At 37.5% G+C, this 24,460-nt stretch carries 20 protein-coding genes and 2 pseudogenes; 18 read left to right on the top strand and 4 right to left on the bottom strand.

Annotated elements, in window-relative coordinates:
* The first annotated feature begins 222 nt into the window (after positions 1 to 222).
* From EHE19_RS11865 to EHE19_RS11850, 4 genes are all read left to right on the top strand, one after another.
* Positions 223 to 1,935 carry an RHS repeat-associated core domain-containing protein gene (locus tag EHE19_RS11865; protein WP_483314005.1) on the top strand — a complete coding sequence of 571 codons (1,713 nt, stop codon included), beginning with the start codon at positions 223 to 225 and terminating at the stop codon, positions 1,933 to 1,935.
* 133 nt (positions 1,936 to 2,068) lie between these two features.
* A complete protein-coding gene (locus tag EHE19_RS11860) occupies positions 2,069 to 2,248 on the top strand; it encodes a ribbon-helix-helix domain-containing protein (RefSeq protein ID WP_244648220.1) in 180 nt (59 codons plus the stop codon).
* 116 nt (positions 2,249 to 2,364) lie between these two features.
* Positions 2,365 to 2,682, top strand: a complete 318-nt coding sequence (locus tag EHE19_RS11855) for a DUF6809 family protein (RefSeq protein ID WP_244648218.1) — start codon at positions 2,365 to 2,367, stop codon at positions 2,680 to 2,682.
* Positions 2,672 to 3,007 (top strand): DUF6061 family protein, encoded by a 336-nt coding sequence (locus EHE19_RS11850; protein ID WP_244648395.1) that lies wholly within the window; start codon positions 2,672 to 2,674, stop codon positions 3,005 to 3,007. The genes EHE19_RS11855 and EHE19_RS11850 overlap by 11 nt, the downstream gene beginning before the upstream one ends.
* A gap of 129 nt (positions 3,008 to 3,136) precedes the next feature.
* Here the strand turns inward: EHE19_RS11850 and EHE19_RS11845 are convergent, their stop codons facing one another.
* The 3 genes from EHE19_RS11845 to EHE19_RS11835 form a co-directional block, all read right to left on the bottom strand.
* The gene (locus EHE19_RS11845; RefSeq protein WP_137698537.1) at positions 3,137 to 3,919 is read right to left on the bottom strand and encodes a membrane lipoprotein lipid attachment site-containing protein; all 783 of its coding nucleotides are present in this window, start codon (positions 3,917 to 3,919) and stop codon (positions 3,137 to 3,139) included.
* 132 nt (positions 3,920 to 4,051) lie between these two features.
* A complete protein-coding gene (locus EHE19_RS11840) occupies positions 4,052 to 5,959 on the bottom strand; it encodes a S8 family peptidase (protein ID WP_137698536.1) in 1,908 nt (635 codons plus the stop codon).
* A 928-nt stretch (positions 5,960 to 6,887) separates the two neighbouring features.
* Positions 6,888 to 7,847: a DUF6076 domain-containing protein gene (locus tag EHE19_RS11835; RefSeq protein ID WP_137698535.1), complete on the bottom strand. Its 960-nt coding sequence runs from the start codon at positions 7,845 to 7,847 to the stop codon at positions 6,888 to 6,890.
* Between the two features lie 499 nt (positions 7,848 to 8,346).
* Between EHE19_RS11835 and istA the strand changes: the two genes are divergently transcribed.
* The 9 genes and pseudogenes from istA to EHE19_RS19770 form a co-directional block, all read left to right on the top strand.
* Positions 8,347 to 9,639 carry an IS21 family transposase gene (gene istA / locus EHE19_RS11830; protein WP_190530291.1) on the top strand — a complete coding sequence of 431 codons (1,293 nt, stop codon included), beginning with the start codon at positions 8,347 to 8,349 and terminating at the stop codon, positions 9,637 to 9,639.
* Positions 9,632 to 10,384 carry an IS21-like element helper ATPase IstB gene (istB, locus tag EHE19_RS11825; RefSeq protein WP_190530271.1) on the top strand — a complete coding sequence of 251 codons (753 nt, stop codon included), beginning with the start codon at positions 9,632 to 9,634 and terminating at the stop codon, positions 10,382 to 10,384. The genes istA and istB overlap by 8 nt, the downstream gene beginning before the upstream one ends.
* Before the next feature lie 385 nt (positions 10,385 to 10,769).
* A complete protein-coding gene (locus tag EHE19_RS11820) occupies positions 10,770 to 11,075 on the top strand; it encodes a plasmid mobilization protein (protein ID WP_137699288.1) in 306 nt (101 codons plus the stop codon).
* A 4-nt stretch (positions 11,076 to 11,079) separates the two neighbouring features.
* Positions 11,080 to 12,462 carry a relaxase/mobilization nuclease domain-containing protein gene (locus tag EHE19_RS11815; protein ID WP_137699289.1) on the top strand — a complete coding sequence of 461 codons (1,383 nt, stop codon included), beginning with the start codon at positions 11,080 to 11,082 and terminating at the stop codon, positions 12,460 to 12,462.
* 15 nt (positions 12,463 to 12,477) lie between these two features.
* Entirely contained in the window at positions 12,478 to 12,720 is a 243-nt protein-coding gene (locus EHE19_RS11810) for a hypothetical protein (protein ID WP_137699290.1), read from the top strand.
* Positions 12,721 to 12,848: 128 nt separating this feature from the next.
* Positions 12,849 to 14,468 (top strand): recombinase family protein, encoded by a 1,620-nt coding sequence (locus tag EHE19_RS11805; protein ID WP_137699291.1) that lies wholly within the window; start codon positions 12,849 to 12,851, stop codon positions 14,466 to 14,468.
* Between the two features lie 40 nt (positions 14,469 to 14,508).
* The gene (locus EHE19_RS11800; protein WP_190530289.1) at positions 14,509 to 15,036 is read left to right on the top strand and encodes a hypothetical protein; all 528 of its coding nucleotides are present in this window, start codon (positions 14,509 to 14,511) and stop codon (positions 15,034 to 15,036) included.
* Between the two features lie 42 nt (positions 15,037 to 15,078).
* Positions 15,079 to 15,336, top strand: a pseudogene (gene tnpA / locus EHE19_RS20150) (IS66 family insertion sequence element accessory protein TnpA); the annotation flags it as partial.
* 47 nt (positions 15,337 to 15,383) lie between these two features.
* A pseudogene (locus EHE19_RS19770) lies at positions 15,384 to 15,542 on the top strand (IS66 family transposase); the annotation flags it as partial.
* Between the two features lie 180 nt (positions 15,543 to 15,722).
* On the opposite strand, the gene EHE19_RS11790 reads toward EHE19_RS19770, so the two are convergent.
* Positions 15,723 to 17,738, bottom strand: a complete 2,016-nt coding sequence (locus tag EHE19_RS11790) for a carboxylesterase/lipase family protein (protein WP_171003627.1) — start codon at positions 17,736 to 17,738, stop codon at positions 15,723 to 15,725.
* 661 nt (positions 17,739 to 18,399) lie between these two features.
* Between EHE19_RS11790 and EHE19_RS11785 the strand changes: the two genes are divergently transcribed.
* From EHE19_RS11785 to EHE19_RS11765, 5 genes are all read left to right on the top strand, one after another.
* The gene (locus tag EHE19_RS11785; protein ID WP_137698664.1) at positions 18,400 to 19,077 is read left to right on the top strand and encodes a single-stranded DNA-binding protein; all 678 of its coding nucleotides are present in this window, start codon (positions 18,400 to 18,402) and stop codon (positions 19,075 to 19,077) included.
* A 262-nt stretch (positions 19,078 to 19,339) separates the two neighbouring features.
* Positions 19,340 to 21,799 carry a primosomal protein N' gene (priA, locus tag EHE19_RS11780; protein ID WP_137698665.1) on the top strand — a complete coding sequence of 820 codons (2,460 nt, stop codon included), beginning with the start codon at positions 19,340 to 19,342 and terminating at the stop codon, positions 21,797 to 21,799.
* 344 nt (positions 21,800 to 22,143) lie between these two features.
* On the top strand, positions 22,144 to 22,617 hold the full coding sequence (gene def / locus EHE19_RS11775) for a peptide deformylase (RefSeq protein ID WP_137698666.1): 474 nt from the start codon (positions 22,144 to 22,146) through the stop codon (positions 22,615 to 22,617).
* A gap of 54 nt (positions 22,618 to 22,671) precedes the next feature.
* Positions 22,672 to 23,616 carry a methionyl-tRNA formyltransferase gene (gene fmt, locus EHE19_RS11770; protein ID WP_137698667.1) on the top strand — a complete coding sequence of 315 codons (945 nt, stop codon included), beginning with the start codon at positions 22,672 to 22,674 and terminating at the stop codon, positions 23,614 to 23,616.
* Positions 23,603 to 24,352: a DUF116 domain-containing protein gene (locus EHE19_RS11765; protein WP_244648216.1), complete on the top strand. Its 750-nt coding sequence runs from the start codon at positions 23,603 to 23,605 to the stop codon at positions 24,350 to 24,352. The genes fmt and EHE19_RS11765 overlap by 14 nt, the downstream gene beginning before the upstream one ends.
* The last annotated feature ends 108 nt before the right edge of the window (positions 24,353 to 24,460 follow it).

Raw genomic sequence — 24,460 nt, 5'->3', positions numbered from 1 at the left:
ATTTACTAGGAGGTAGTGATGGACAATAGAGTAGCCATCAAACCAATCGACACCTAAACATGATAGTATTGGGATGATAAACTGAGCCCAAGGGGGTATGAGTATATTGGGCTCAGTTAAACGAACTAATGAGGAATGGGTTAAATTATATGAACAGCAACAGATGGCAATGGTACAGCTACAACATATAAATATGATGAATTAGGCAGACTTACAGCAGTAATAAATGCAAAATCAGAGATAACCAGCTATACTTATGACTTAAACGGAAATATGCTTACTCAGACCAACGGAAACGAAAAGACTACATACTACGAGTACAATGTAGCCAATAATCTGATTAAGAAAATAGACCACGGCGGAAGAATAAGCATAGATGGAGAATACAAATACATAGCTGCAAAAACAGAGGAATACACCTACAATGCAGATGGCAGCATAGCCACCATGACAGACAAAAATGGAAATCTGACAGAGTATACATATGATATTCATGGCAGACTTATATCAAAAGCAATAGGAAGCAGCATAATTTCTTATACCTATGATAACAACGGAAACCAGCTAACCATTACAGACAGCACAGGAACAACTGTAAGAACCTATGATGAACAAAATAGAGTCCTGACAAAAACAGTACCAAAGTTTGGCACAACCACCTATACATATGACAATGCAGAGGGCAATGGGTTGTATTCTGAAACTACAACAGACTTTAAGAACAACCAGACAAAGAAGGTATATGACAAAGCAGGAAGGCTCTATCAGGTAATAGCATATGGAAAAACTACAGTTTATGAATACTATGGCAATGGTAGCAGAAAGAGTGTAACCTACAATGATGGAGCAAAGGAAGAATACACCTACTACAAAAATGGTTTGAACAAAACTCTTGTAAACAAAAAAGCAAATGGCTTAATAATAGATAGCTACAGCTACACCTATGACGGTGCAAATAACCAGACCTCAAAAACAGATTCGAAGGGAGTAACCAATTATAGCTACGATAGTTTAAACAGGCTAGTAAAAACAACAGAGCCAAACGGCAAGGAAACAAGCTATACCTATGACGGAGCAGGGAATAGGCTTACTGAAACAATAAAGTTAGGTACAAGCTCAGTAACCACAAAGTACACTTACAACGAGCAGAACAGGCTTATGTCAACGGTATATCAAAGCGGAAGCCAAACAGTGACAGAAAAATATTTCTATGACAATAACGGCAATACGATAAGCAAAACAACAGAGACAGCCAAGCCAATAGAATCAACCCTTGAAACCAAGGCTACTGTATTTAAGGCAGGAGAAAGTCCTACAGACGATGACTTATGCTATGATGAAGTAACACTATATGAGTTTGATGTTTGGAATCAGCTGATAAAGACAGCTGTAAAGGATAAGAAAATATCCTATACATATAACGGTGAAGGTTACAGAGTATCAAAGGATATCAACGGTCAGACCACCAATTACCTTTATGAAGCTGACAAGGTAATACTAGAAACAGACGGAGAGAACAATCAGACAGCTAGAAATATCTATGGATTAAACCTGCTGACAAGAACTGTAGGCAATGATACAATGAATTATATGTACAATGGTCATGCAGATGTAACAGCACTGTTAAACCAAGAGGGCATAGTAACAGCAACCTACTATTACGATGCCTTCGGAAACATAATAGAGCAAACAGGAAACGTAAACAACAACATTACCTATGCAGGCTACCAGTACGACGGCGAAACAGGGCTTTACTATCTGAACGCCAGAATGTATGACCCTAAAATAGCAAGATTTTTGCAGGAGGATACGTATTTAGGCGATAGGAATGACCCGTTGTCATTAAATCTTTATACTTATTGTCATAATGAGCCAGTGTTATGTTTTTTACGAGGTAATAACAAAAACATGGTGAACAGCAACAAATCGGTATAGAAAGGCCACATTTCAAAAGACATGGATAGTGGCTTTTTTGTTTTTAATATTTCCAAATTGTATTAAGACGAACTTGACAATTTGTAGCTACAAATCTATAATTATCTTGTGGCTACAAATTGGAGGTGATGTATTGGTAGCTAAAAGGAAACCGGGGCCGAAAACAGACAAGCCTATGGATACAATGCTTCGTGTTCGTGTAGATAAGACTACACTTGATAAACTGGATGACAGCGCAAAAGAGTTAAATACTTCACGTTCAGAAGTCATCCGAAAAGGTATCCATAAGATACATGACGACCTCAAAAAATGATAGGAAGCGGCGCTTCTCCTTGCAAGTTTACGCCACTTCCCATCCGCAACCACCTAAAAAGGCAGACTGCATAAATATTGTATCATGTGTGGGCCTTCCTTTCAAGGAGTTGCAATTTGAAAAAGGAAAGGATGAAGCATGTGAAAAGCATTTTAGAAGAACTCTATGGCGGTACGATTTATCCAGATGAATTAATCATTTCAAGAGACCCGGAATATCGCCCATTAAACAAAAAAATATCCGGCACAATGGACATGTGGAAAAATAAGCTATCTGAACACGACTTTCATGAGCTTGAAAAATTATTGGACTTACGCTCCCAAGTGGACTCCATGCATGCCGAAGCATCCTTTATGTATGGTTTTAAGCTTGCCTCATGGATTATGATTGAAGTGATGACCGGAAAGGGGGAGCTTGTACGTAATGAAGATTAAAGCTTGCACATATAATAGTGAAAACGACACTCTTGCCGTACTTACCACAGATGGTATGAAAATGTGCATTCTATGTCCAGCAATTGAGGACAGTTTACAAACGGACATTATTGGCCGCTCAAAGCTGACATGGCTTAAAGACAACGAACCCTCCACATATGCGGAACTCCTTATCACAGATAAGTTGCAGAGCTTTTTAGACCAATATGCCGAAAACTATCACCTCCAGCAGAATACTATAAAAAATCAGCTTACAGAGCATTTTAACGGCGACAAAGCTTATGCTGCCGCCATTGCGAGGGAAATCATGATGTACGGAAGATAACAAAGAATCCCGCCTGACTGAATCTCGTTTTGGTGTCAGTCCGGCGGGATTTCAATTATAAGAAATACATTCTTCTATAGAGATCGATTAGCAATCTCGCCAATTACACATTATTTTGCATAATCTCTTTTATTCGTCATTTACTATATTATCGCCAACTTTTCCGGTTATTGCGTCGACATAAATATAACTTTTCCCACCTATTCCATCATTATCGTCAAATGATACTTGCCAATAATTTCTTCCTTGCATATCATACGCTATAAAAAAACTATAGTTAATAGGTGGAGAGTGTTTGAAAGTTTTATAAAAAAGGTTAAGCGCATTTCTAAATGCTTGCTCTGGAGAAATCACATTATCAGGTATTATATTTGATAATTCAATAATTTCCTTTTTACCCTGCCATATAATGTTAATTTTAATTTTTTCATTTTTTAAGGGACAATCGGTATTCTTATCAATATTAATAGACATATTTTCCAATAAATCTTTTTCACCGCTTATTTTTCCATTGCTTGTTTCAATCAGGTATTGTACTTTTCCAATGGGAGTAGTGTCATTATCTTTATTTTTTTTAGGAAACACACTAATTTTAATATTGGTGTCTTTATTTTCAATAGACATGACCTTTTTTTCTACTATAAAATTTGCTGTCCAGTTTTGGCTTTCACCCTTAAAACACATTTCAGTAGCATATGTTCTTTGAAGAATTTCATTAAGATTCATATTTTTATCACCTTGCTCTGTAGAAGTATTTTTATTATTATCTTGAAATGAAACTTGTAACGAGTTATTTTGCTCATTTGGTAAATTTATATCGTTTTGATCTTTTAGTCTCGAAGAAGTATTCGCCATGTACGAGCATCCTGTCAATGTAAAAGCAAAAATAAAGATTATTATTAATTTCTTCATACATCTTAGCCTCCATAGTTTTTATATATATTAGACGTAAATAAATGCTGATTTGTTCCCTTCAAACTTATAACGGGCGATAGATTTATCGCCCGTTATATAAAGTAGTTTCAAGTGAATTCAAATCATTTATTAAAACCACGCAAGCCCTATGAATTCATAGTCATTTTTTAAACTATAACCTATAACTTTTATCTTGTAAGTGCCTGTCATTTGGGGTACAAATTGAACGAGTTCAACATTATTTACTCCGGAGATCGATCTACCAACTAGATTTCCATTAGGATCATATACTTCTAAATCCAAATCTGATAAAGGCTTTTCTGTGATAGTTCCTGTAGAATGTGGTGAGGATACGGAATTTCTTTTAAGCCATGCTAATGATACTCTTATGAGTGTATCTGATGAGGTTACGGTAAATGTCTTTTCATATGGGAAAGAACTGTTGTAGAGCTGTAAACTCAGGTATCTAGTGTTTGCAGCGATATAATATGAGCTTTTTGCGTCTACAACTCCGGCACCTTCCTTATTTGAATAATTCGGACTTAAGGAATTATTACCGTAATCATCTGCTGTTTTGTGCTTAGTACCTCCTGCTAGAATTGCCTTCATTGCTGTTTGTTTTGTTGCAAGTGTGGAGTATGCATTTATCAATTGGGCAATGACACCTGTCACATGTGGGGTTGAAAAACTTGTGCCACTACCGGTTAATCCTCCAGCTGTTATTCCTTCACCTGGTGCTGTTACATCTGGCTTGTAAGCCGCTGATGAATCTTCAACATAAGATGAATATGTTGAAAAGGTATCATCTGACCAATTAGGTTCATTAGGGGAATCGTGATCATTAATTGAACCAACGGTCATTATATTATAGGCCATGCCGGGTTCGGTAATACCGCCAGATGGGCCAGAGTTACCAGCAGATTTAACAAAGTGGACACTGTGTTGTATAGCTAAATGGTCAATCCATTTTGCTATTGATGTATAGGCACCTGCTGTTCCTCCGGTTGTATTACTCATATTAATCACGTTTACACCTTGTGTTATTAACCATTCTATTTTTTCATAGAAATTGGTTGTGCTTGTGTAGTTGGAAGCCACATATAATGCTGCATTTGGAACTAATCCATTGGTTTTACCAACAATAATGCTTGAAACCTCTGTTGCATGGTCAGTTATATTAGCCTGATTATCTGGAACATCAAATGTTATACTGCGGTCTGATAGTTGTGCATTCGTTTTGTTTGGATAACCTGATTCTATCTGGCCTATTTTAACACCGCTTCCTTTAAGCCCCAATGTATCCCTTGTATAATTTGCATTAATATTCGGTATGCTGAATGCAGTTTCATCTGTACTATTGCATTCATTTACAAAGAAATCCATGTCAAATACATCATCGCTATTTCTTAACATTTCAATTTCTTTTTTGTTTAATTCGGCAATAACTAAAGGTGCATACTTGCTTGTAAATAAGATAGTATCAGATGCGAGAGCCCTTTTAACGAATCTACTGTTATTATTGTTATATTCATCTTTTGCTTTTGAACGCTTTGTTTCTATGTATTCTTGCATTTTGTCCAATTTTAAATTGTCCTTTTCAATGTCGGCGGCATCAATATTTATCTTGTCTTTTACAAAGCTGTTGACTTTATTGTAATCAATATCCTTAATCCATATTGATACCGGTATTTTTTCATCATCTTTTGCCTTTTCTATCTTGCTTTTTAAAGCAGGAGAAATTTTATCCTTTTGGAAGATTTTCTCATGTTTTACCGGGTCGTATAGTTCAGTGCTTCCATCATTGTAGAAAATAACGTTGTAAACAGCGTTATCACCCGCAAGCACTTTGCATAATTTCCCGCCATCAAACACTTGTACTGTCTCTGCCTTATAGTCATTTGTTTTAAGCAGGTCGACAATATTAGCTGGCCCTGTTCCTAGAGCTGACGAAAAGCTCGGTTGTATCACAGTGACTCCAATCATTGCACACAACAACAAAGTCATTAGAATCTTTTTTAATATTTTATTTTTTATCATGCTTTTTCACTCCTTCTTTTTTTTCGATTTTTCTATTGACTACGCTTCCATTTCAGGTGTATTTTCTTAATATAAGGCTCTTTAAAATATCCTTTCAATCAAGGGACTTTGCAACGGTCAAGATATGGGGATATGCGAGAGCCTTTTCGATATGTCCGGCGACCTTATGTGTAGCATATGCTCACCTATTTCGGTACTCGATTTCTTATATTTATACAGAGGATAAAGCTTGTCCCCCTATACTATAAGACTGTGAAGGTATTCAAGTAGTTCCATATTACTCCAATTAATTCATAACGTTGAGTGTTCGCTACTTATTATAATGGAATCATTTGTATGTTAACAGTATAACGCATATCAGTTAAAATCCAATTACATTTTCATTACTTATATGTAAAAATGACTAAAAAAGTTATAAATTGTATTTTAAGATAATAAGAGGCTAAAGCATATCTCTCTAAAAATCAATATACGGCTTTAACCTCTATTTTATCGGTTAGTCAATTAGCATTTCCATCTATTTACATTATTATATAATTTCTGCATGTTAGTGAAAATCGTCCAAAAGTCCCATTTATTTACTATAGGTATAATTTGCTATTTATAGCATATATAAAATAAATAAAATAATTCATTCAAATAATAAGAAGGTTATCTATCCTCTCTTTTACTACTTCGCCAATATGCATATCAAGACTTTTACTCATAACATTCCAACCTTTCATGTAAACTTTTCACCTAATCCCTTATACATATATAGACAGTTAAAATATGTAAAACGTTACATATTTCCCAGAAAAATTTTGCATGGTTCGAGAAAGAGCGATGAAATAGCGTCTGAAATCAAAGAAGGAATAAGTCCCTAATCTATAGCATCAATTATTATTTCCCAAAAAACTCAGCAAATCATCTGATAATGGCACAAATCTTAATCATCTAGCCATGCCCGAAATTCCTCCAGCGTCATGCCGCCTTTTAAACACAACTCCCGTTTCTCTCTTGCTTTTTCTGCCCATTCGTAAAAAGCTTCTTTCGGTATTTTTCCGTACTTAATCCATGCAAACCGTTTCTTGTAGGCTTTACTGTATGCTTTTAAAGCCGGTGTGTCGGCTTTCTTCTTCTCCCATAAGCGAAGCGCCCCCATTTCCTTACAGGTGTGTCCGGCGCTGTCAAAGGGCCTGTCGCAGTATTCCGTATTGATGTGTCCGGTCAGGGCAAAGAATTGATTACAGTGCTTGCAGACACGGAATCGTACCTCCCGTTTAATACATTCGCGCACAAAAAAATCAATGATATCGTAAATGCTTTTCGGGTACAGGACTTCGGTAAAGGTCATTGAATCAACCGCTTCAAAGCTTATGCGCAGGGGCTGAAATTCAAACACCCCCGGATTGACCGGTTTTCTATACTTTTTGGGACTATAGTAATCCACCATTTTCTTTTGAATCGGCTCATCGGGAGAGAGGATATCCAGCACATGGTTCCATAAAGCCATAAGCTCCCGCTGCATGGTGGAAAGGTTCATGGGCAGGTGGGTTAGCTTCTTGCGGGGAAGCAAATCCAGAACATCTTTAAAGCCTTGTTTTTCGGCTTGTTCCAGCTTGTCCAGCCATTCCAGGCGCAGGAATTCAAAATAGACATGTACTTTTGAAAGCGTGTTTAAATCATCCTTAATTTCCTCCACCAGTTTCGGGTCTTTATCGGGATACAGGCTATAAAGGTTTTCCCCCATCCGATTAAATAACTCACTATGAGACCAAATGTCAAGGTATAGAATATCCATCAGGCTTTGCGAAAATGCGAAGCTCTTTTTTATTGTCTTCTGTCCGTCTCCATATTCAAAATATTCTTTTCCATCGGATATATAGACTTTAAAGCTGTACGCCATCTTTACCACCTCAATATAGAATATCGACTACTTTTAAATCTATTATACATAAGTATTGACAAGAAAACAAGCATGGAATACAATACCAATATAGACTATGGAATATAATTATTATAATAGTCTATATACAAATTGGGAAAGGAGGTTTTTGACAACTGAATAGCATATTCCGGTGAGAGATACAAACGTCTTGCTAATAGCTACGCCAAGACCCTGTAAGGGCGAGCGTGCCAGTCAAAAGCTGATATCTGCAAGACCGGGTAAAGCGGCTGGCAACGGCAGCTTGCCCGCCAAACGGCGGGAAATACGTGGCGGCTTCTGCGGTGCAGGGTTAAGGCACAGGTGAAAGGCAACCGGGATATGTGCGGAAAGGAAAGACCGCAAATCTACTGCAATAGATTTACGGTCAGGTTATAAAGTTATAATTAATAATGTACAAATAATATTAAATAAAAATGTACAAATGGTATGATTACAGGGTACAAAAGGAGGTACCCTAATGATTATCAAAAGTAGTATCATAACAGATTTAAATATTCAAACTGTCAAGGATCTTTATAAGTTAAAACCATTTATGGAGGACACAACATTGAAGGTTAATAAAAGCCAGATCGCAAGGGAACTTGATGTCGATAGGCGTACAGTTGATAAATACATTAATGGCTTTCATAAGGCCAAATCCAGAGAATGCGTGAATTGTATCACTGCTTACTATGACATTATCGCAGAGCTTCTATCTGATAACAGCCAGCAGATATTTTATTACAGAAGAGTTTTATGGCAATACCTAGTAGACAATCATTCTTATGAAGGGTCTTATGTGAATTTCTGCTACTATCTAAGAAAATATCCTGAACTAGACTCATATTTCAAAAAAAGCAGACCTTCAAACGCAAATAACGTAACCATACGTTATGAAACAGGAATGGGTCAACAAGCACAACTAGACTGGAAAGAGTCTATACGATTTACTCTTTCAACAGGTGAAATAATAGAAGTAAACATATTTGTATTATTGCTGTCATACTCACGTTTTAGAGTATACAGGGTATCTCTATCAAAAACACAGGACATATTATTTTCATTCCTTGATGATGCGTTTAACACGTTTGGAGGTGTTCCAAGTGTGATTGTCACCGATAATATGAAAACAGTTATGGATGAGCCAAGAACAGAGTATACAGAAGGGAAAATAAATATAAAATTTAAGCAGTTTGCGGATGATTATGGTTTTAAGGTGCACCCTTGTATTGCAGGAAGACCAAGAACAAAAGCCAAAGTAGAAGCACCAATGAAACTACTTGATGAGATAAGAGCCTACAATGGAAAACTTGATTACAAGGAACTTAATGAGTTGGTCACACGAATAAATAACAGAGTAAACATGCAGGTAAATCAAGGTACAGGTCGTATTCCATTAATGTATTTCAACAAGGAAAAAGCTTTCTTAGGAAGCTTACCAGCCGATACCATAAGAAAGCCTTATCAAATAACTCCACATAAAGTAAAAGTAAATTCATCCAGCATGTTCAACCATAATGAATGCCAGTATTCTGTACCACCAGAATACATTGGAAAAACTCTTACTTTACAAGTGTATGATGGTTACATACATGTTTATTATAACATGGAATTAATAACTATCCATACCCTTAGTAAAAAGAAACTAAATTATTTTACAGAACACTATACTGCTATAGCAAGAAAATCGCATGCATTTAAGGAAGAAAATATAAATGAGCGGGCAAAAGAAAACTTACAGGTTATAGGAGAAGTATATAGTTATGAATAACAGTACATACAACCAGCTATGCCGGAACATGGAAATTCTTGGTCTTGGGCAAATGGTAATTCATCTTGATGAAATATCTAATTTTGTGACATCCAACAATCTTTCGTTTACAGAAGGACTACTGAGACTTAGTAATTACGAAGTTGATTTTAAGGAGGCCAAAGCATCTAGATCTATGATTAAAGCAGCAGCATTTCCTTTTGTAAAGGAATTGAAAGATTATGATTTCAATTTTCAGCCGTCAGTAAATCAGCAAGAAATACAAGAACTTTGCACGCTTGGTTTTCTTGAAAGAAATGAGAATATAGTATTTCTTGGTCCAAGTGGTGTTGGAAAGACTCATCTGGCAACATCAATAGGAATAGCTGCAGCAAAGAAACGTACTAGCACATATTTTATCAAATGTCATGATTTATTGCAGCAACTAAAGAAAGCAAAACTGGAAAACAGACTTGATGTAAGACTCAGACACTTCTGCCATTACAGACTACTTATCATTGATGAACTTGGCTACTTACCCATTGATAAAGAAGATTCTAATATGTTTTTTCAGCTTATAGATATGAGATATGAGAGAAAAAGTACCATTCTTACAACAAACATGAATTTCAACGAATGGGATGGTGTATTCTATGACGCAGTTGTAGCCAATGCAATACTTGACAGGGTATTGCACCATGCACATGTAATATCTATATCTGGAAAGTCATACAGATTAAAGGATCATATGAAGCAAGGAGAATAGTTGTACATAATTATTTAATACTTTTTATACATTTTTCCTTGACAGTTTATAATGATTTGGGAATGGAGCTTTAATTTTATCTCTGAAGGGGGCATCCACATAGGCGGGCTGGAGAGAACGGGAGCATCAGCGGCTAAGTAGCGGCGCTGGAGCCATGGCCCTGCCCTGACGGGCGGGCCAATCCCCGCTCCGGCTGTCGTGGACAAAGGGGAGCTTTTGCGGTCGTCGGGGGTGCGCGTAACTACCCTTTCAGGGTAGGCCAGCATATTGTTTGTATAGACGGCTGGCTTCCGCCGCCGTCCATACAAACAACTGGTCGGGGGATACCCCCGAACCCCCAAAAGCCCCCCAGCCCCTAAAGGGGAGCAAAAGAAAGGATGAGCGTATGAGGAAGGAAAAAATGTTTGCCATGCGGATGAGCCAGCCGGATTATGATCGCATCCAGCATAAAGCGGGACAGGCGGGCATGAGTATGACGGGCTTCCTTACCGCATCGGCTCTGGACAAAAATATCGTGGTGGTTGACGGGCTGGACAAGGTGGTTACGGAACTGAAAGCCATCGGCAAAAACCTCAACCAGTTGACCACTCTCTGTAATATGGGCAGGATTACCTGCCTTGACCTATCCGAAGTCAAATCCTCTTTCGGCGCAGTGTTTGATTACCTGTATGACCGGATGGATAGAGGTTGACACCATGGCGATTATCTATGCAGTCCGGGAACGGACACAGAGCAAGACCGCCATGCGCAAGGTGATGGACTATGTGGCGCAGGACAAAAAGACCATGCATGAGGATGAAAACGGTCATAAGTGCAAGCTGGTGTCCGGGCAGAACTGCTGCGGGGATACTGCCTTCAAGGAATTTATGGCAACCAAGCGGCGATACGGGAAGGAAAAAGGCGTATACTTTTACCAGTATCTCCAGTCCTTCAAGCCGGGAATCAATGTCACGCCGCAGGAAATCCATCAAATGGGCGTGGAGCTTGCCAGATATTTTAAGGGCTACGAGGTACAAATCGCTACCCATATCGACCGCGATCACTGGCATAATCACCTCATAGTCAATTCGGTAAGCTGTGAAACAGGGCTGAAATTGCAGTTTAACGAAAAGAATCTGGAGCAGCTTCGTACCCTGTCGGATGAAATCTGTGTTGCTCATGGGCTGGAAGTCCTGCCGCCCTACCAAAAGCCACAGCAAAAGCCAATGAGTGCAGGTGAGTACCGGGCGGCGGTAAGGGGCGGCAGCTATAAATTCAAGCTGATGAATGCCATTGACCAGGCCATGGCACAGAGCCGCACACGGGAAGAATTTATCGCCTGCATGAAGCAAATGGGCTATCAGGTGAAATGGATACCGCATCACAAATATATCACCTACACTACCCCGGAGGGACAACGGTGCAGGGACAACAAGCTCCACGAAACCAAGTATTTAAAGGCCGAAATGGAGGGATATTTCAGTGCCAAACTTAGAGGAATTGAAACAGCGCAACAGGCCGGAAAGCCTATCGGCAGCAAATACGGAACAGACAGTCACGCTGCCTTACCTGCCGCTGGTCAGCGCCATACCCACCGACCAATGGAACATGATGCTGGAGAGTCAGACCGCAGCCATCCAGCGATTGCAGGAGTTGACAATGCATGTATCCGCCCTGCCTACTGTGGACGACGTGAACATGATGATGAAGAAATATTATCAGGGCGTTTACGACAGGCAGACGGATTTCCTGTCGAAAACCATTCGGGAGGAACACCAGCGGATGACAAATACAGTGACTACGAATATGGACAAGATGACGGATACGATTGGATGGAAGCTGACGAATACACTGGAGCATTGGGAAGAAAAGCTCCGGCACCGGGACATGTCGCCTCTCAAAATCAAGGCCAAATGGGCAGGCGTCGGGGCATTGACTTCGACGATATTGTGGCTCTTGCTAAAGCTGTTGACGACATTGTAAATCCTTACAACCCCGAGGAAGAACGGGAAAAGAAAAAGAAATACGTACCCAAAAGCGACCACAAAAAGCAGAAAAAGAAACAACACCATAACCATGACTATGAGTTAAGCCTGTAAAGGGAGGTTGATGGAATGAGAATGATGATAAACCGTTATAATTTTCAAGCCTTATGGAACCGGATGTGCATGATTCTCACCAGCAAAGGCGGAGAACTTAAATTTGGTGAGATTATACCCGATACCAAACGCAGTGAAATGAAAATCGGAAAAACCCTGTATATCGTAAACAGCCGCTATAACGGCAAAGAGAATATTATTGACAAATTCAAGCGGCTGATTACAAGAAAACTGGAAAGCCAAAGTAAAGAAAACTGATTTTTTAGGCGGGATACGGTGTTGCCGTATCCCGCCTAAAGCCGTAAATGCAGCGCAAATTGGTTGATATGTATAGGAAAAAATTATATAATGAATCCAACCGATTTGTTGCTGGGAAAGGAAGGGTTATGAAAAAACAGCAGCAAACAAGAACGGCAATCTATTGCAGGCTCAGCCGGGACGATGAGCAAAGCGGCGACAGCATGAGTATTGAAAACCAGCGCAGTATGCTCACCCGTTACGCTAAAGAAAACGGCTTTGAAGTGGTAGACTGGTACATTGATGACGGATGGAGCGGTACCAACTTTGACAGGCCAGACTTCCAACGGATGAAAAGCGACATTGAGGACGGGAAAATAGATATTGTACTGGTGAAGGATTTAAGCCGGTTAGGGCGCAACCAGATAGAAACCAGCCTTTGCATCCAGGTGTTTTTCCCGCAGCACGATGTCCGTTTCATTGCAGTAAGCGAAAACATTGACACTGCCAAGGGCGAAGATGACTTCATGGAACTGCGCAACCTGTTCAATGAGTGGTTTGTGCGGGACACCAGCCGAAAAGTAAAAAACGGCTACCGCCAGCGGGCACTCAACGGGGACTATACCGGAGCCTTCGCTCCCTACGGCTACAAAAAGGACGAGCAGGACAAGCACAAGCTGGTGCCGGATGAAAATGTGGCGCATGTGGTCAAAAGGATATTCCAGATGGCAGTAGAGGGGTACAGCCCTTACAAAATCAGCATGGCGCTACGAGCGGATAAAATCCTTACACCAAGGGCGTATGTGGCACAGGAATACCAGCGGTATGCAAACGTGTTTAATCCTCAATATCCATATGATTGGGGAGCCACGACCATTAAAATCATCATACAAAACAAGGTATATCTTGGGCACATGGTAAGCCATAAATACACCAAAAAGTCCTTTAAAACGAAAGAAGTCGTAGCTGTGCCGGAAAATGAATGGATTGAGGTCAAAAACACTCATGAGCCGCTAATCGATGAAGAAACCTTTGAACTGGCGCAAAAAATCATCCGGGTAAAAAAGCGTCCTACCAAAGAAGGAGAACATCAGATATTTGCCGGGCTGCTCAGATGCTCCACCTGCGGACAAAGCCTATCTTTTGCAAGGGGCGGCAATAGCAAATACAGCGGCGGTAAAGGAGGACGCGGCAGCTTTGCTTGTAACCAATCCCGGCGCAAGGGTAAGGAATATTGCAGCTTTCATTACATCAGTTACCTTGACATCTATACCATCATTTTGGAGGACATACGGAAAAATGCGGCTATTGCAAGAGAAAACGAAGCCGCCTTTGTGGAGATGGTGTCAGACATTAGCAAAGCAAAGCTCAAAAAGCAAATATCGGCGGCAGCTAAAGAAAAAGAAAAGCTGAAACACAGGGAAACTGAACTGCAAGCCATTTTGCGTAAGTTGTATGAGGACAATGCCTTGGGCAAAATCTCCGATGAACAGTTTATGGCTTTATCGAAGGACTTTACCACCGAGCAAAAGCAGATAAAAGAGCGGCTAAAGGCTTTGGATGATACCCTCAGCCAAGTAGCAGAAAAGCAGGAAAACGCAACCAAATTCCTTGCACTGGTGCGAGAATACACTGATATACAGGAATTAACCAAGCCGATACTCAATGAACTGATTGACAAGGTGGTAGTTTTTGACGCAGAGAAGGTTCGTGGCGAACGGGTGCAAAGAATTGACATTTACTATAGGTTTGTAGGGTTAATTGCGTAAATATCGAGGGTTACCTCGTTAAAAATAGAATACTCCGGTGATGTATTGGGATCCGAGTGGGCATGTAGATGCAAATCTGAAAGATTTAGCACTTGCTGCAGGTGCTAATGAAGAGGATATTATATGGAATGGAAAGAATAAAGAAAATCCACAGGGTAGTGTTACATTAATTGTAAATGGTGTAAAAAAGACCATTAAGGTTGGGGAAAATGGTACATATATTAGTACTGAAAACAAAATAGTAATTGATAATGAAGTTTTTGACAGTTTGTTTTCTGATAGTAGCAAGGGATTATCCGTTAATACAACTATCAGTAACGGAATACTTACTACTCAGACAGTAAGACCAGGTAATAGTGCTTCTGCTCCAAATATATCAACTACTACACTTCCTTATAAAAAGCCATCAAATAGAGTTACTAGCAATCCGAGTATAAGACCTAATAAAAATAGTGGGAATACTGGAAACGGCAGCACTAATGGTTTTATAGGACCTGTATTGCCAACTCAGGGGACGGGTAAAGATGAAATTGTAGTAAGCGTCAAACCAATTGACACCTACACATGATAGTATTGGGATGATAAACTGAGCCCAAGGGGGTATGAGTATATGGGCTCAGTTAAACGAACTAATGAGGAATGGATTAAATTATATGAACAGCAACGCATGAGTGGTCAAACACTGAAAGCGTGGTGTGCAGAGAATAATATTAATCTTTCTACAATGTCAGATAAGATTAGTAGGTTAAAGAAAGCTGGTCTTCTTTCTGAGCAAAATTCTCGTCGGAATAGAAAAACAAAGGTTGAAACTAAATGGGCAGAAGTGACATCCTTAGCAACAGATACTGAAATACAAGTAGAAATTAACGGCTTTACAGTTATTGTACCTGTAGACTTTAATGAAGCGGCATTTATAAGAGTTATATGTGGATGTATAGGACAAGTGGTGAAGAACAGCATCCTATTGTGTTATATGAATACCAACCAGATAGACGAGCCAAGCATCCTGCAGAATTCCTCAAAGGTTTCCGCGGATATCTTCATGCGGATGGATATAATGGGTATCACAATCTTCCAGAGGGAATCATAGTATAGTTTGTGGTAATGGTCGAAGGTGGTTTTATACTTGACTCGCAAATCACTCAAAAGAGGCTGTCCCGAAAGTTTCAGACACAATGCATTTTCACTAAGTAGTTTATACTTAGAATCAATGTACTTCTGAACTCCAAGACAGCCTCATTCTGCTTTAAATTATTACCATATATAATAATACCACATTAAAGCATAGGTCATTTCCTTTACTGGTGAAGGAAGATTATTTACTGCTTCTTCTATTTCTGCTCGAGAATATTCAATATTACTCATATTAATCTTAGAATTATTATAATCGGCATCAAAAACAATGCTCTTAGGTGCATCTGCAGCATTTGACCATTTTTCCCATGTTGGAAGATTACTGTTGTTAAGGTTTGGATTGCCTGATTCTGCAAATGCTTTTAAGTAAGCTGCCATTGCATTATGTAATGCTTCTCTGCCATGTTTATTTTCATCTACGAAAGCTATATTTCCTAAGGATTTATCATTGAATCCAAAGAAAAAGTCCATTTCAAAGCTGTGTCCCGAACCAAACAGATAGTCAAAAGGTGATGGCGCAGAGCCTTCGCCGCCCCATTTAAACCAATAGCTATAAACATCATCCTGATGTTCTTTTATAATTCTTGTATATCCGTTTAAAGCTGCTTTCCAATAATCAGATGAATAATTAGTCACAGTATCAAATAGCTGTCTATCAGGACTGTTTTCTGGTAATAATTCATTTAATGTTATAGAGGGTTGTTCCAAACCGAGAACATTGTAAATATTAGCCCAGCTGTAGCCAGTTGATGTTGGTATTGTTCCAAAGTATAATGGGAAGAAGGGCTTCATCTCATTACCGTTACATCCAATTATAACTGGGATCTTATTGTAATTGCCAGACTTTAATGCTTCACTCATAGTGTCTGGGAGAACATAGCCATCAGCAATAGAACTTATACTTGTAATTCCGCCTGCTTCATTCATTACCGATTTAGCAATATCTTCTGCTGATTTGCTCATAAGATAATTCTCTATTTGTGCATTAGTCATAGTTTTACTATATGAGGCTGCTTCAGTTAAATCTTCACAGGTTCCATCCATTACAAGAAGCCTTTCAATGGCTGAAGCTGAAACGGAGGCTGCTGCTTGTATAGGAGCATTTGAACCAGCAGCACTTTGGCTTATAGCCTTATGGAAAAGTCCCTTAGCAAGAGGTGAAATCATTAGGTTAAGTACCTGAAAGCCGCCAGCTGATTCTCCGGCAATAGTAACATTATTAGGATTTCCTCCAAAGTTTACAATGTTTTTTTGTACCCATTTAAGTGCTTTTATCATATCGAGATTTGCATAGTTACCTGATTTTTCTTCAGATGTTCCATTTGGATTTAGTGCTGGATTATAAAACCATCCAAAAGGCCCAAGTCTATACTGTATAACTACAACTACCATGTTAGCTTTGTTGGCAAAATATGAGAGATCATATTCATCAGCACCTCCCATAACATTACCTCCACCATGGATCCAGAAAAAGACAGGCAGATTTTTTGATGCTGTCTTTGGACGGAATATATTTAGATACAGGCAGTCCTCTGAACCTTGCAGTTTATTTTGAGGAACCCATTGCAGGTTTGTTACTGGTTGAGTACATCGTGAAAAGTCTGTTGTTGAAAATCTTATCCCCGTCCATGGTTCTGGGTCAACAGGCGCTTTCCATCTTAGTTCACCAACAGGAGGCTTTGCATATGGAATACCTGCCCATTTCCAGCTGCCGTGACCGCCATCAACACCAGAAACTTTTCCGAAGGATGTATTTACGGTTGTTTTTGAAGCATTTTCAATTGAAATAACTCCTGTATTAATGCTTTTAATAAGCACTGACTGATTTGAAGAGACAATCCATGTATTGATTTTACTTTTGATATCTTTGTCAAGCTTATTAACTGCACTTTTAAAGTTGCCTTTTTGAATAAGGCTGTATACATCTTTGATTTGCTTTAAAATAGTTTGTTTTTGATTAGCTGAGGATTTGGGATTTTTAAATGCTGATGTTGTTAAGGCTTTTACTTCAGACTCCAATTCATTCAGTGCTTGAGTTGGGCCAGGCGCTATTGTAGCGTCATATTGAAATGCTATTCCACTAAAGAACATAGAACATGAAAAAATAATACATAAACCTAAAACAAGTTTTCTCATAATTTTGTCCATGCTCTGTATCATGAGCCATAACCAGCTATTTTACCAGCACGGACTCAACCCTCCTTTGCTATGGTTTTTACTTAGCATTTCCAACTGAAAAGTATGGCTGAACCTTGGTAAGTATAGTAGGTAACTGCATTTATTAATAAAAAGTTAATTATCTCAACCATTGCAGTTGAAATATAGGTTGGAAACCTTATTAGTGGAAAGTTGATTAAACTTAATTAAAAATGTGTTTTAAAGATTCAGTTTGCTGGAACTAAGTGATGGTAAAATAAATTATTTATAACATAAATAACAATTATATACATTATTATATCATAAAATGCTAGATAGTAAATGAAAAAGTCAAAAAATAGCGTTAAATATCAGAGTGCATTTGCATATCATTATTAAGCGTTAATTTTTATTAAAAAAATACAAAAATTATATATTATTTTTGTAGAATAAAAGATTTTCATTTTAACGAATATGTAATATAATATTATAGTATTGTATTATTTTGGCATTAATTTTGTGTTACCTTCATTCTTGAAAAAAAGAAATTATTTAAAATATTTAAGTTAGAAATATTCTAAATTGTGTTGTACGAGAATACATATTACATTAGATAAATAAAAAGAGAGACACAACAGCAAAAGAGAGGAGTGGAGGGAAAATGGTCGGGAATATAATAGAAAATAATGTGGTGACCATTTCAGGAAAAGTAGTATCGGATGTTGAATATAGTCATGAAGTATATGGAGAGGGATTTTATTCATTTTATTTAGATGTGCCTAGATTGAGCGACAGCAGTGATAAAATATCTGTTACATTTTCGGAACGCCTTGTGCCAAAGAGCAAACTTCAAGTTGGAGTGTCATTGGAGATAGAGGGTCAATTTCGATCATACAATAGCTACAAGAGCGAATCAAACAAACTTGTTTTAACTGTTTTTGCTCGCGAAATTATCTTTGCTGAAGAAGATAGAAAGATTAAAAATCCTAATCAGATTTTTTTAAATGGGTACATATGCAAGAGCCCAATATATAGAATGACACCTTTTGGCAGAGAGATTACTGATATCCTTATTGCGGTAAATAGGCCTTATAACAAGTCTGATTACATACCTTGTATTGCTTGGGGTAGAAATGCAAGATATTCTCAGAATTTAGCCATTGGGGATAATATCAAAATATGGGGTAGGATTCAAAGCAGGGAATATCAGAAAAAGCTAGAATCAGGTGAAACTATTTCTAAGACTGCCTATGAGGTTTCAGTTTCAAAGATGGAAATTTGCAGTGGGCTGCAAGATAAAGAAACTGATGAAAACGATGGGGGCTCGTCAGAAGAGTAAAGGTTAGATAATTTAGAATGTTAAGCACTTCATTTTTATTTTAAATGAGGTGCTTTATTTTTTTGGTAAAAGTATGTAGATGAAAAATTATGAATGCTTCAATTGCCTCAAACTAAAAGAATACACGCGTTGGAGACTTTTTATATGAGAAAAATACGTTAATAATAAAATATTATGCGTTCATAAATTATTTTAAATATAAATCTGTTATAATAGTATTCTAATTGAAATAAACTAAAACTTTTATTTGAGGCAAAAAGAGATGAATATTACAACTGCATCAATTGTTCTGATTAATGCCACGCGAGCATTTGATAAAAAATATACATATGTTGTTCCTGAAGACCTGATAGGTCAAATTTGTGTTGGATGTAGAGTTTTAGTCCCCTTTGGAAATGGAAGCAAGGTAAAAGAAGGTTTTGTATTAGAAATAAATCCTCAAGATAACCTTGAAAAGTCTATAGAATATAAAAAAATTAAAAGCGTATTAGAGCCATATCCACTGCTGAAGGAAGATAATATAAAACTATTGGAATGGATGAAGAGACAGTATATTTGTACTTATTCAGATATAATCAAATGTATGCTTCCGCCAGGAATAAGTGTTAAAACTATAAAAAAGGTTAAACTATTAAATTACGATAAAAGTATAACCTACAAAAAAAGCAATATGAATAAAATTATTCATAATTTGTACTGTGTCGGAGGAGAATGTGAGTATGAACAGCTGAGAGATATGTGCGGATTCAAGGGGTTCAAGGGCTATATACAAGAGTTGTGTGAGTTGAGTGCAATAAGTATAGTAGAGAGTTATGAGCAAAAGGTCAATGCAAAGTATATAAAGGGTGTCTCTTTAGCAAGGCCAAGAGAAGAAGTTATAGATGAACTTGAAAATAATGCAGTAAAAAAAATACAACAGGTTAGAGTACTGGAAATATTACTGGACAATGAAATAGTGTCAGTTGCTGATATTAAAAGATTTGCTGGCGTAACAGCATCTGTATTGGATACGCTGAGCAAGTATGGCTATATAAAATACTTTGATATAGAGGTGCAAAGAAATCCATTAAGCAGTAAGCACTATGAAAAGACAGAGCCACTTCCTCCTACAGCAGAACAGGAAAATGCTTTATTGCTGTTAAAACAAAAGCTGGACAGCAAAGCATACAAAGAATGCTTAATACATGGAATAACAGGCAGCGGAAAAACTGAGGTGTATTTACAGTTGATATCTCACTGCTTCGAAATGGGAAAAAAAGCTATAATGCTTGTGCCAGAAATATCGTTAACTCCTCAGATGGTAGGGAGATTTGTATCTAGATTTGGCAAAAGAGTAGCGGTTATGCACAGTAGATTGTCACTAGGAGAAAGATTTGACCAATGGAGACTGATAAGTGAGGGAAAGGTGGATGTTGTAGTAGGCGCTCGCTCTGCCATATTTGCCCCAATAAGTAATTTAGGCCTTATTATTATTGATGAGGAACATGAGGGCTCCTATAAATCAGAGTCTACGCCTAAATACAGTGCAAAAGAAGTTGCTCAGAAAAGATGTGAAATAAACAGTACACTCCTGTTATATGGTTCAGCTACTCCTTCAGTAGAAACGTATTATAGGGCTGTTGAGGGGGAAATTGATCTTATAGAAATGAAAAACCGCCCAAAGTCAGCAGAACTTCCAAGTGTTGAATTGGTAGATATGAGGCTAGAACTTGAAAACGGAAATAGAACTCCGTTTAGCTTCCGACTGATGGAGGAGCTTAAAAAAAATATTGATAACAATCAACAAAGTATACTATTCCTTAACAGGCGAGGGTTTTCAACTTTTGTGTTTTGCAGAAATTGCGGATATACTATAAGATGTCCAAACTGTAATATTGCAATGACTTATCATACAAAGAGCAATAGGTTAATATGTCATTACTGCGGTTTTACAGTAATGAATCCTGCAAAATGCCCTTCTTGTGAAAGTGGTAATATAAGATATTTTGGTATTGGCACTCAGAAGATTGAGGAGGAAGTAAAACAAAGGCTTCCTAATAGCACAGTCATTAGAATGGATGCCGATACAATAGGCTACAAAAATTCACATGAAGAAATACTTAATCGTTTTAAAGAAGAAAATATAAATGTAATGGTGGGCACGCAAATGATTGCTAAAGGCCATGACTTTCCTAATGTTACTTTGGTTGGAGTATTAGCAGCTGATAGTATGCTGAATGTAAGTGACTTTAGGTCGTCAGAAAGAACCTTTCAGCTATTGACACAAGTGGCTGGAAGGGCTGGGAGAGGTGAAATAGGCGGAAGAGTTATTATTCAAACCTATAACACTGAAGATTATAGTATTATTGCTGCCAGAAATCAGGATTATGTTAAATTTTATAATCAAGAAATACTTATTAGAAAAAGATTGGGTTATCCGCCATTTTCAAATATTGCAATAGTTGTTTTTAACGGGCGTAAGGATAGAGCAGTTTTTGATGCTGCAAAAAATATAAAGCAAGAAGTTATAGAACAAGGCTCTTCTGATATTGTTATTTTAGGTCCATCAAGATGCCCTATGCCTAAAATAGCAAATAAATATCGCTGGAGACTAGTTGTAAAAGCAATGGATTTAGATATTCTTATTGATGAGTTAACTAAAATGTCAGATGGGATATGGAAAAAATCAAAGGATGATGATGTTATGATGAGCATAGATATTAATCCATATAATATGCTATAATATATGCGATTGTCGAAAGAAAACACAGTATTGGTGAGTAAAACATAGTAAGTAAATAATTATAGACATAATTAATGTTAGCTTTATAATATGAATGGGAATAATATATATGTATTATATTTTGTACCTCAAATGGAGCAATGAAGATTACCAAATCTAAAATGAGAAGTTAGCATTTCATATATAAATGGTTTTCTTTGAATATCAAAAAGCTGTGAGCAGCTTTTTGCCGATTTGAGCACATGGTGCATTTTCGAACTAAAAAAACCACAAGTGTTTTTTGCTAGAATATTTGAAACTGTATTTGAAAAATTATTATACCAAATTAGGTGTGGGAGGTTATTATGGCTTATAGACAGATAAGATTAGATGGTGACGAGGTTTTAAGAAAGAAGAGCAGACCTGTTGATAAAATTGATGACAGAATACTTACTCTTATTGAGGATATGGTGGATACTATGTATAAGGCAGATGGAGTAGGCCTAGCAGCTCCTCAAATTGGAGTACTGAAGAGAATTGTTACAATAGATGTTGGAGACGGTCTTATTGAAATGATTAATCCTGAAATAATTGAACAAAGAGGTGAGCAGGATGGAGCTGAAGGCTGTCTGAGTTTGCCGGGTACATCTGGAGAGGTAAAAAGACCTATGTACGTTAAAGTTAAATACATGAATACCAGTGGCGATACAGTAATTGCTGAAGCTGAGGGATTGTTTGCTAGGTGTGTGTGTCATGAGATTGATCATCTTGACGGAATTTTATACAAGGATAGAGCTCACAAAATGTACACAAAAGAAGAACTTGAAAATATGAAGTAATATTTATAAGAATATCCTTAAAAAGATAAAGATTAACTTAGGGAGTGAAGCTTTTTGAGAATTGTTTTTATGGGAACACCTGAATTTGCAGTGCCCAGCCTTGAGATGTTGGTAAATGAAGGTTATGAAGTAGTTGCAGTTGTTACTCAACCAGATAAGCCTAAAGGGAGAGGAAACAAAATGTGTGCCCCTCCAGTAAAGGAGTTTGCCATCTTGCATGGTATTGAGGTTTTACAACCCAACAAGATTAAAACAGATGAATTTGTTGAGGAGATAAAAGCGCTCAAACCTGATTTGCTTGTTACTGCTGCATATGGGAAAATATTATCAAAGGAATTATTAGATGTTCCGCCAAAAGGATGTATTAATGTACATGGCTCATTATTACCAGCATATAGAGGGGCTGCACCAATAAATTGGGCAGTAATAAATGGAGAGAAAACCACAGGTATTACTACTATGTTTACCGATGTGGGACTAGATACAGGTGATATGCTGCTTAAAAAAGAGATTAACATAGAGCCGGATATGACTGTTGGTGAATTGCATGACAAAATGGCTATACTTGGAGCAGAGGTATTAAAAGATACATTAATAGAACTAAAAAATGGAGTGCTAAAAAGACAACCACAGGATGATGCTTTGTCTTCATATGCTCCAATAATGACAAAGGAATTGGGACTTATAGACTGGAACAAATCTGCACAGGAAATACACAATTTAGTTAGAGGAACAGATCCTTGGCCAGGGGCATATACGTTTTTGAATGGTGAAAGAATAAGGATTTGGCGTACAAGTCTTGTTCCTGATAAGCAAATTGATACAAATGCAGAAGCAGGTATTATAGTAGAGGTTGGATGTGACGGAATTTTAGTTAAATGTGGAGATGGCTGTATTTTAGTAAAAGAAATTCAGCGTGATAGCAGTAAGAGAATGACGGTTGATTGTTATATTAGAGGACATCAAATAGATGCAGGTGAGAAATTTGGAACAAAGTAATATTAAAGCCTTTATTCGGGCAACGCTAATAATATTAGCAGCATTTACGGCTTTACTAGTATTATTTTGTTTGGCGTATCGTAATGCGTCTATTAATGATTACAATAAAATATTAATTTTGCTTATAGCAGCAATAAGTATTTGTATGTTTTTAGCTGTTTTAATGTCTGTTGCTATTGCATATACCTACAAGAGGAAGAAGACTGACGGTATTTTTCTTGTGCTTACTAAATTGGGAATGCTGGTATTGCTTCCATTGGTATTGTTACTTGAAAAGGCAAATAACAATACCAAAAGAAATATACAACACTTTTATATTGAATTAAATAATATTCTAGTGGATTCTGATAACAAAAGGTATAGGGCACAGGATATAATGCTGCTTTTACCACATTGTTTGCAAAACAATGAATGTAATATCAAAGTTACAAATGACTCAAAACTGTGTAAACATTGTGGAAGATGTAAGATTGGAGCACTTTTGGAATTTGCCGAGCAAAAAAATATTAGTATTTTTATTGCTACTGGCGGAACGGTTGCTCGCAATATTATAAAGAAAATCAAGCCAAAGCTAATTATTTCAGTTGCTTGTGAAAGAGATTTAATGAGTGGAATTGCTGATGTTAGAGGAATTCCAGTTGTGGGTGTTGTAAATAAAACTCCAAATGGACCGTGCTTTAATACTGATGTAGATATAGATGCAATTAAAAAAAGAGTAGAGCAGCTAAGCTTATAACGCCTAGATAAAAAATGAAATTTTCGATGTACGAAAATTTATATACCGTTAAAAACCAATTGTGGTATTTGTGGCTCGAAAATGCACCTTGTTTGCACATACTATATT

This window comes from Ruminiclostridium herbifermentans (assembly GCF_005473905.2).
GTDB classification, from domain to species: Bacteria; Bacillota; Clostridia; order Acetivibrionales; family DSM-1351; genus Ruminiclostridium; species Ruminiclostridium herbifermentans.
The sequence above is the reverse complement of the archived record's forward strand: the minus strand, read 5'-3'. Positions and strand labels throughout refer to the sequence as shown.

Coding starts and splice junctions, on each gene's coding strand:
- EHE19_RS11850 (WP_244648395.1), top strand. CDS start 2,672: ATGAAGATTAAAGCTTGCACATATAATAGTGAAAACGACACTCTTGCC.
- EHE19_RS11845 (WP_137698537.1), bottom strand. CDS start 3,919: ATGAAGAAATTAATAATAATCTTTATTTTTGCTTTTACATTGACAGGA.
- EHE19_RS11840 (WP_137698536.1), bottom strand. CDS start 5,959: ATGATAAAAAATAAAATATTAAAAAAGATTCTAATGACTTTGTTGTTG.
- EHE19_RS11835 (WP_137698535.1), bottom strand. CDS start 7,847: ATGGCGTACAGCTTTAAAGTCTATATATCCGATGGAAAAGAATATTTT.
- istA (WP_190530291.1), top strand. CDS start 8,347: ATGATTATCAAAAGTAGTATCATAACAGATTTAAATATTCAAACTGTC.
- istB (WP_190530271.1), top strand. CDS start 9,632: ATGAATAACAGTACATACAACCAGCTATGCCGGAACATGGAAATTCTT.
- EHE19_RS11820 (WP_137699288.1), top strand. CDS start 10,770: ATGAGGAAGGAAAAAATGTTTGCCATGCGGATGAGCCAGCCGGATTAT.
- EHE19_RS11815 (WP_137699289.1), top strand. CDS start 11,080: ATGGCGATTATCTATGCAGTCCGGGAACGGACACAGAGCAAGACCGCC.
- EHE19_RS11810 (WP_137699290.1), top strand. CDS start 12,478: ATGAGAATGATGATAAACCGTTATAATTTTCAAGCCTTATGGAACCGG.
- EHE19_RS11805 (WP_137699291.1), top strand. CDS start 12,849: ATGAAAAAACAGCAGCAAACAAGAACGGCAATCTATTGCAGGCTCAGC.
- EHE19_RS11800 (WP_190530289.1), top strand. CDS start 14,509: ATGTATTGGGATCCGAGTGGGCATGTAGATGCAAATCTGAAAGATTTA.
- EHE19_RS11790 (WP_171003627.1), bottom strand. CDS start 17,738: ATGAGAAAACTTGTTTTAGGTTTATGTATTATTTTTTCATGTTCTATG.
- EHE19_RS11785 (WP_137698664.1), top strand. CDS start 18,400: ATGGTCGGGAATATAATAGAAAATAATGTGGTGACCATTTCAGGAAAA.
- priA (WP_137698665.1), top strand. CDS start 19,340: ATGAATATTACAACTGCATCAATTGTTCTGATTAATGCCACGCGAGCA.
- def (WP_137698666.1), top strand. CDS start 22,144: ATGGCTTATAGACAGATAAGATTAGATGGTGACGAGGTTTTAAGAAAG.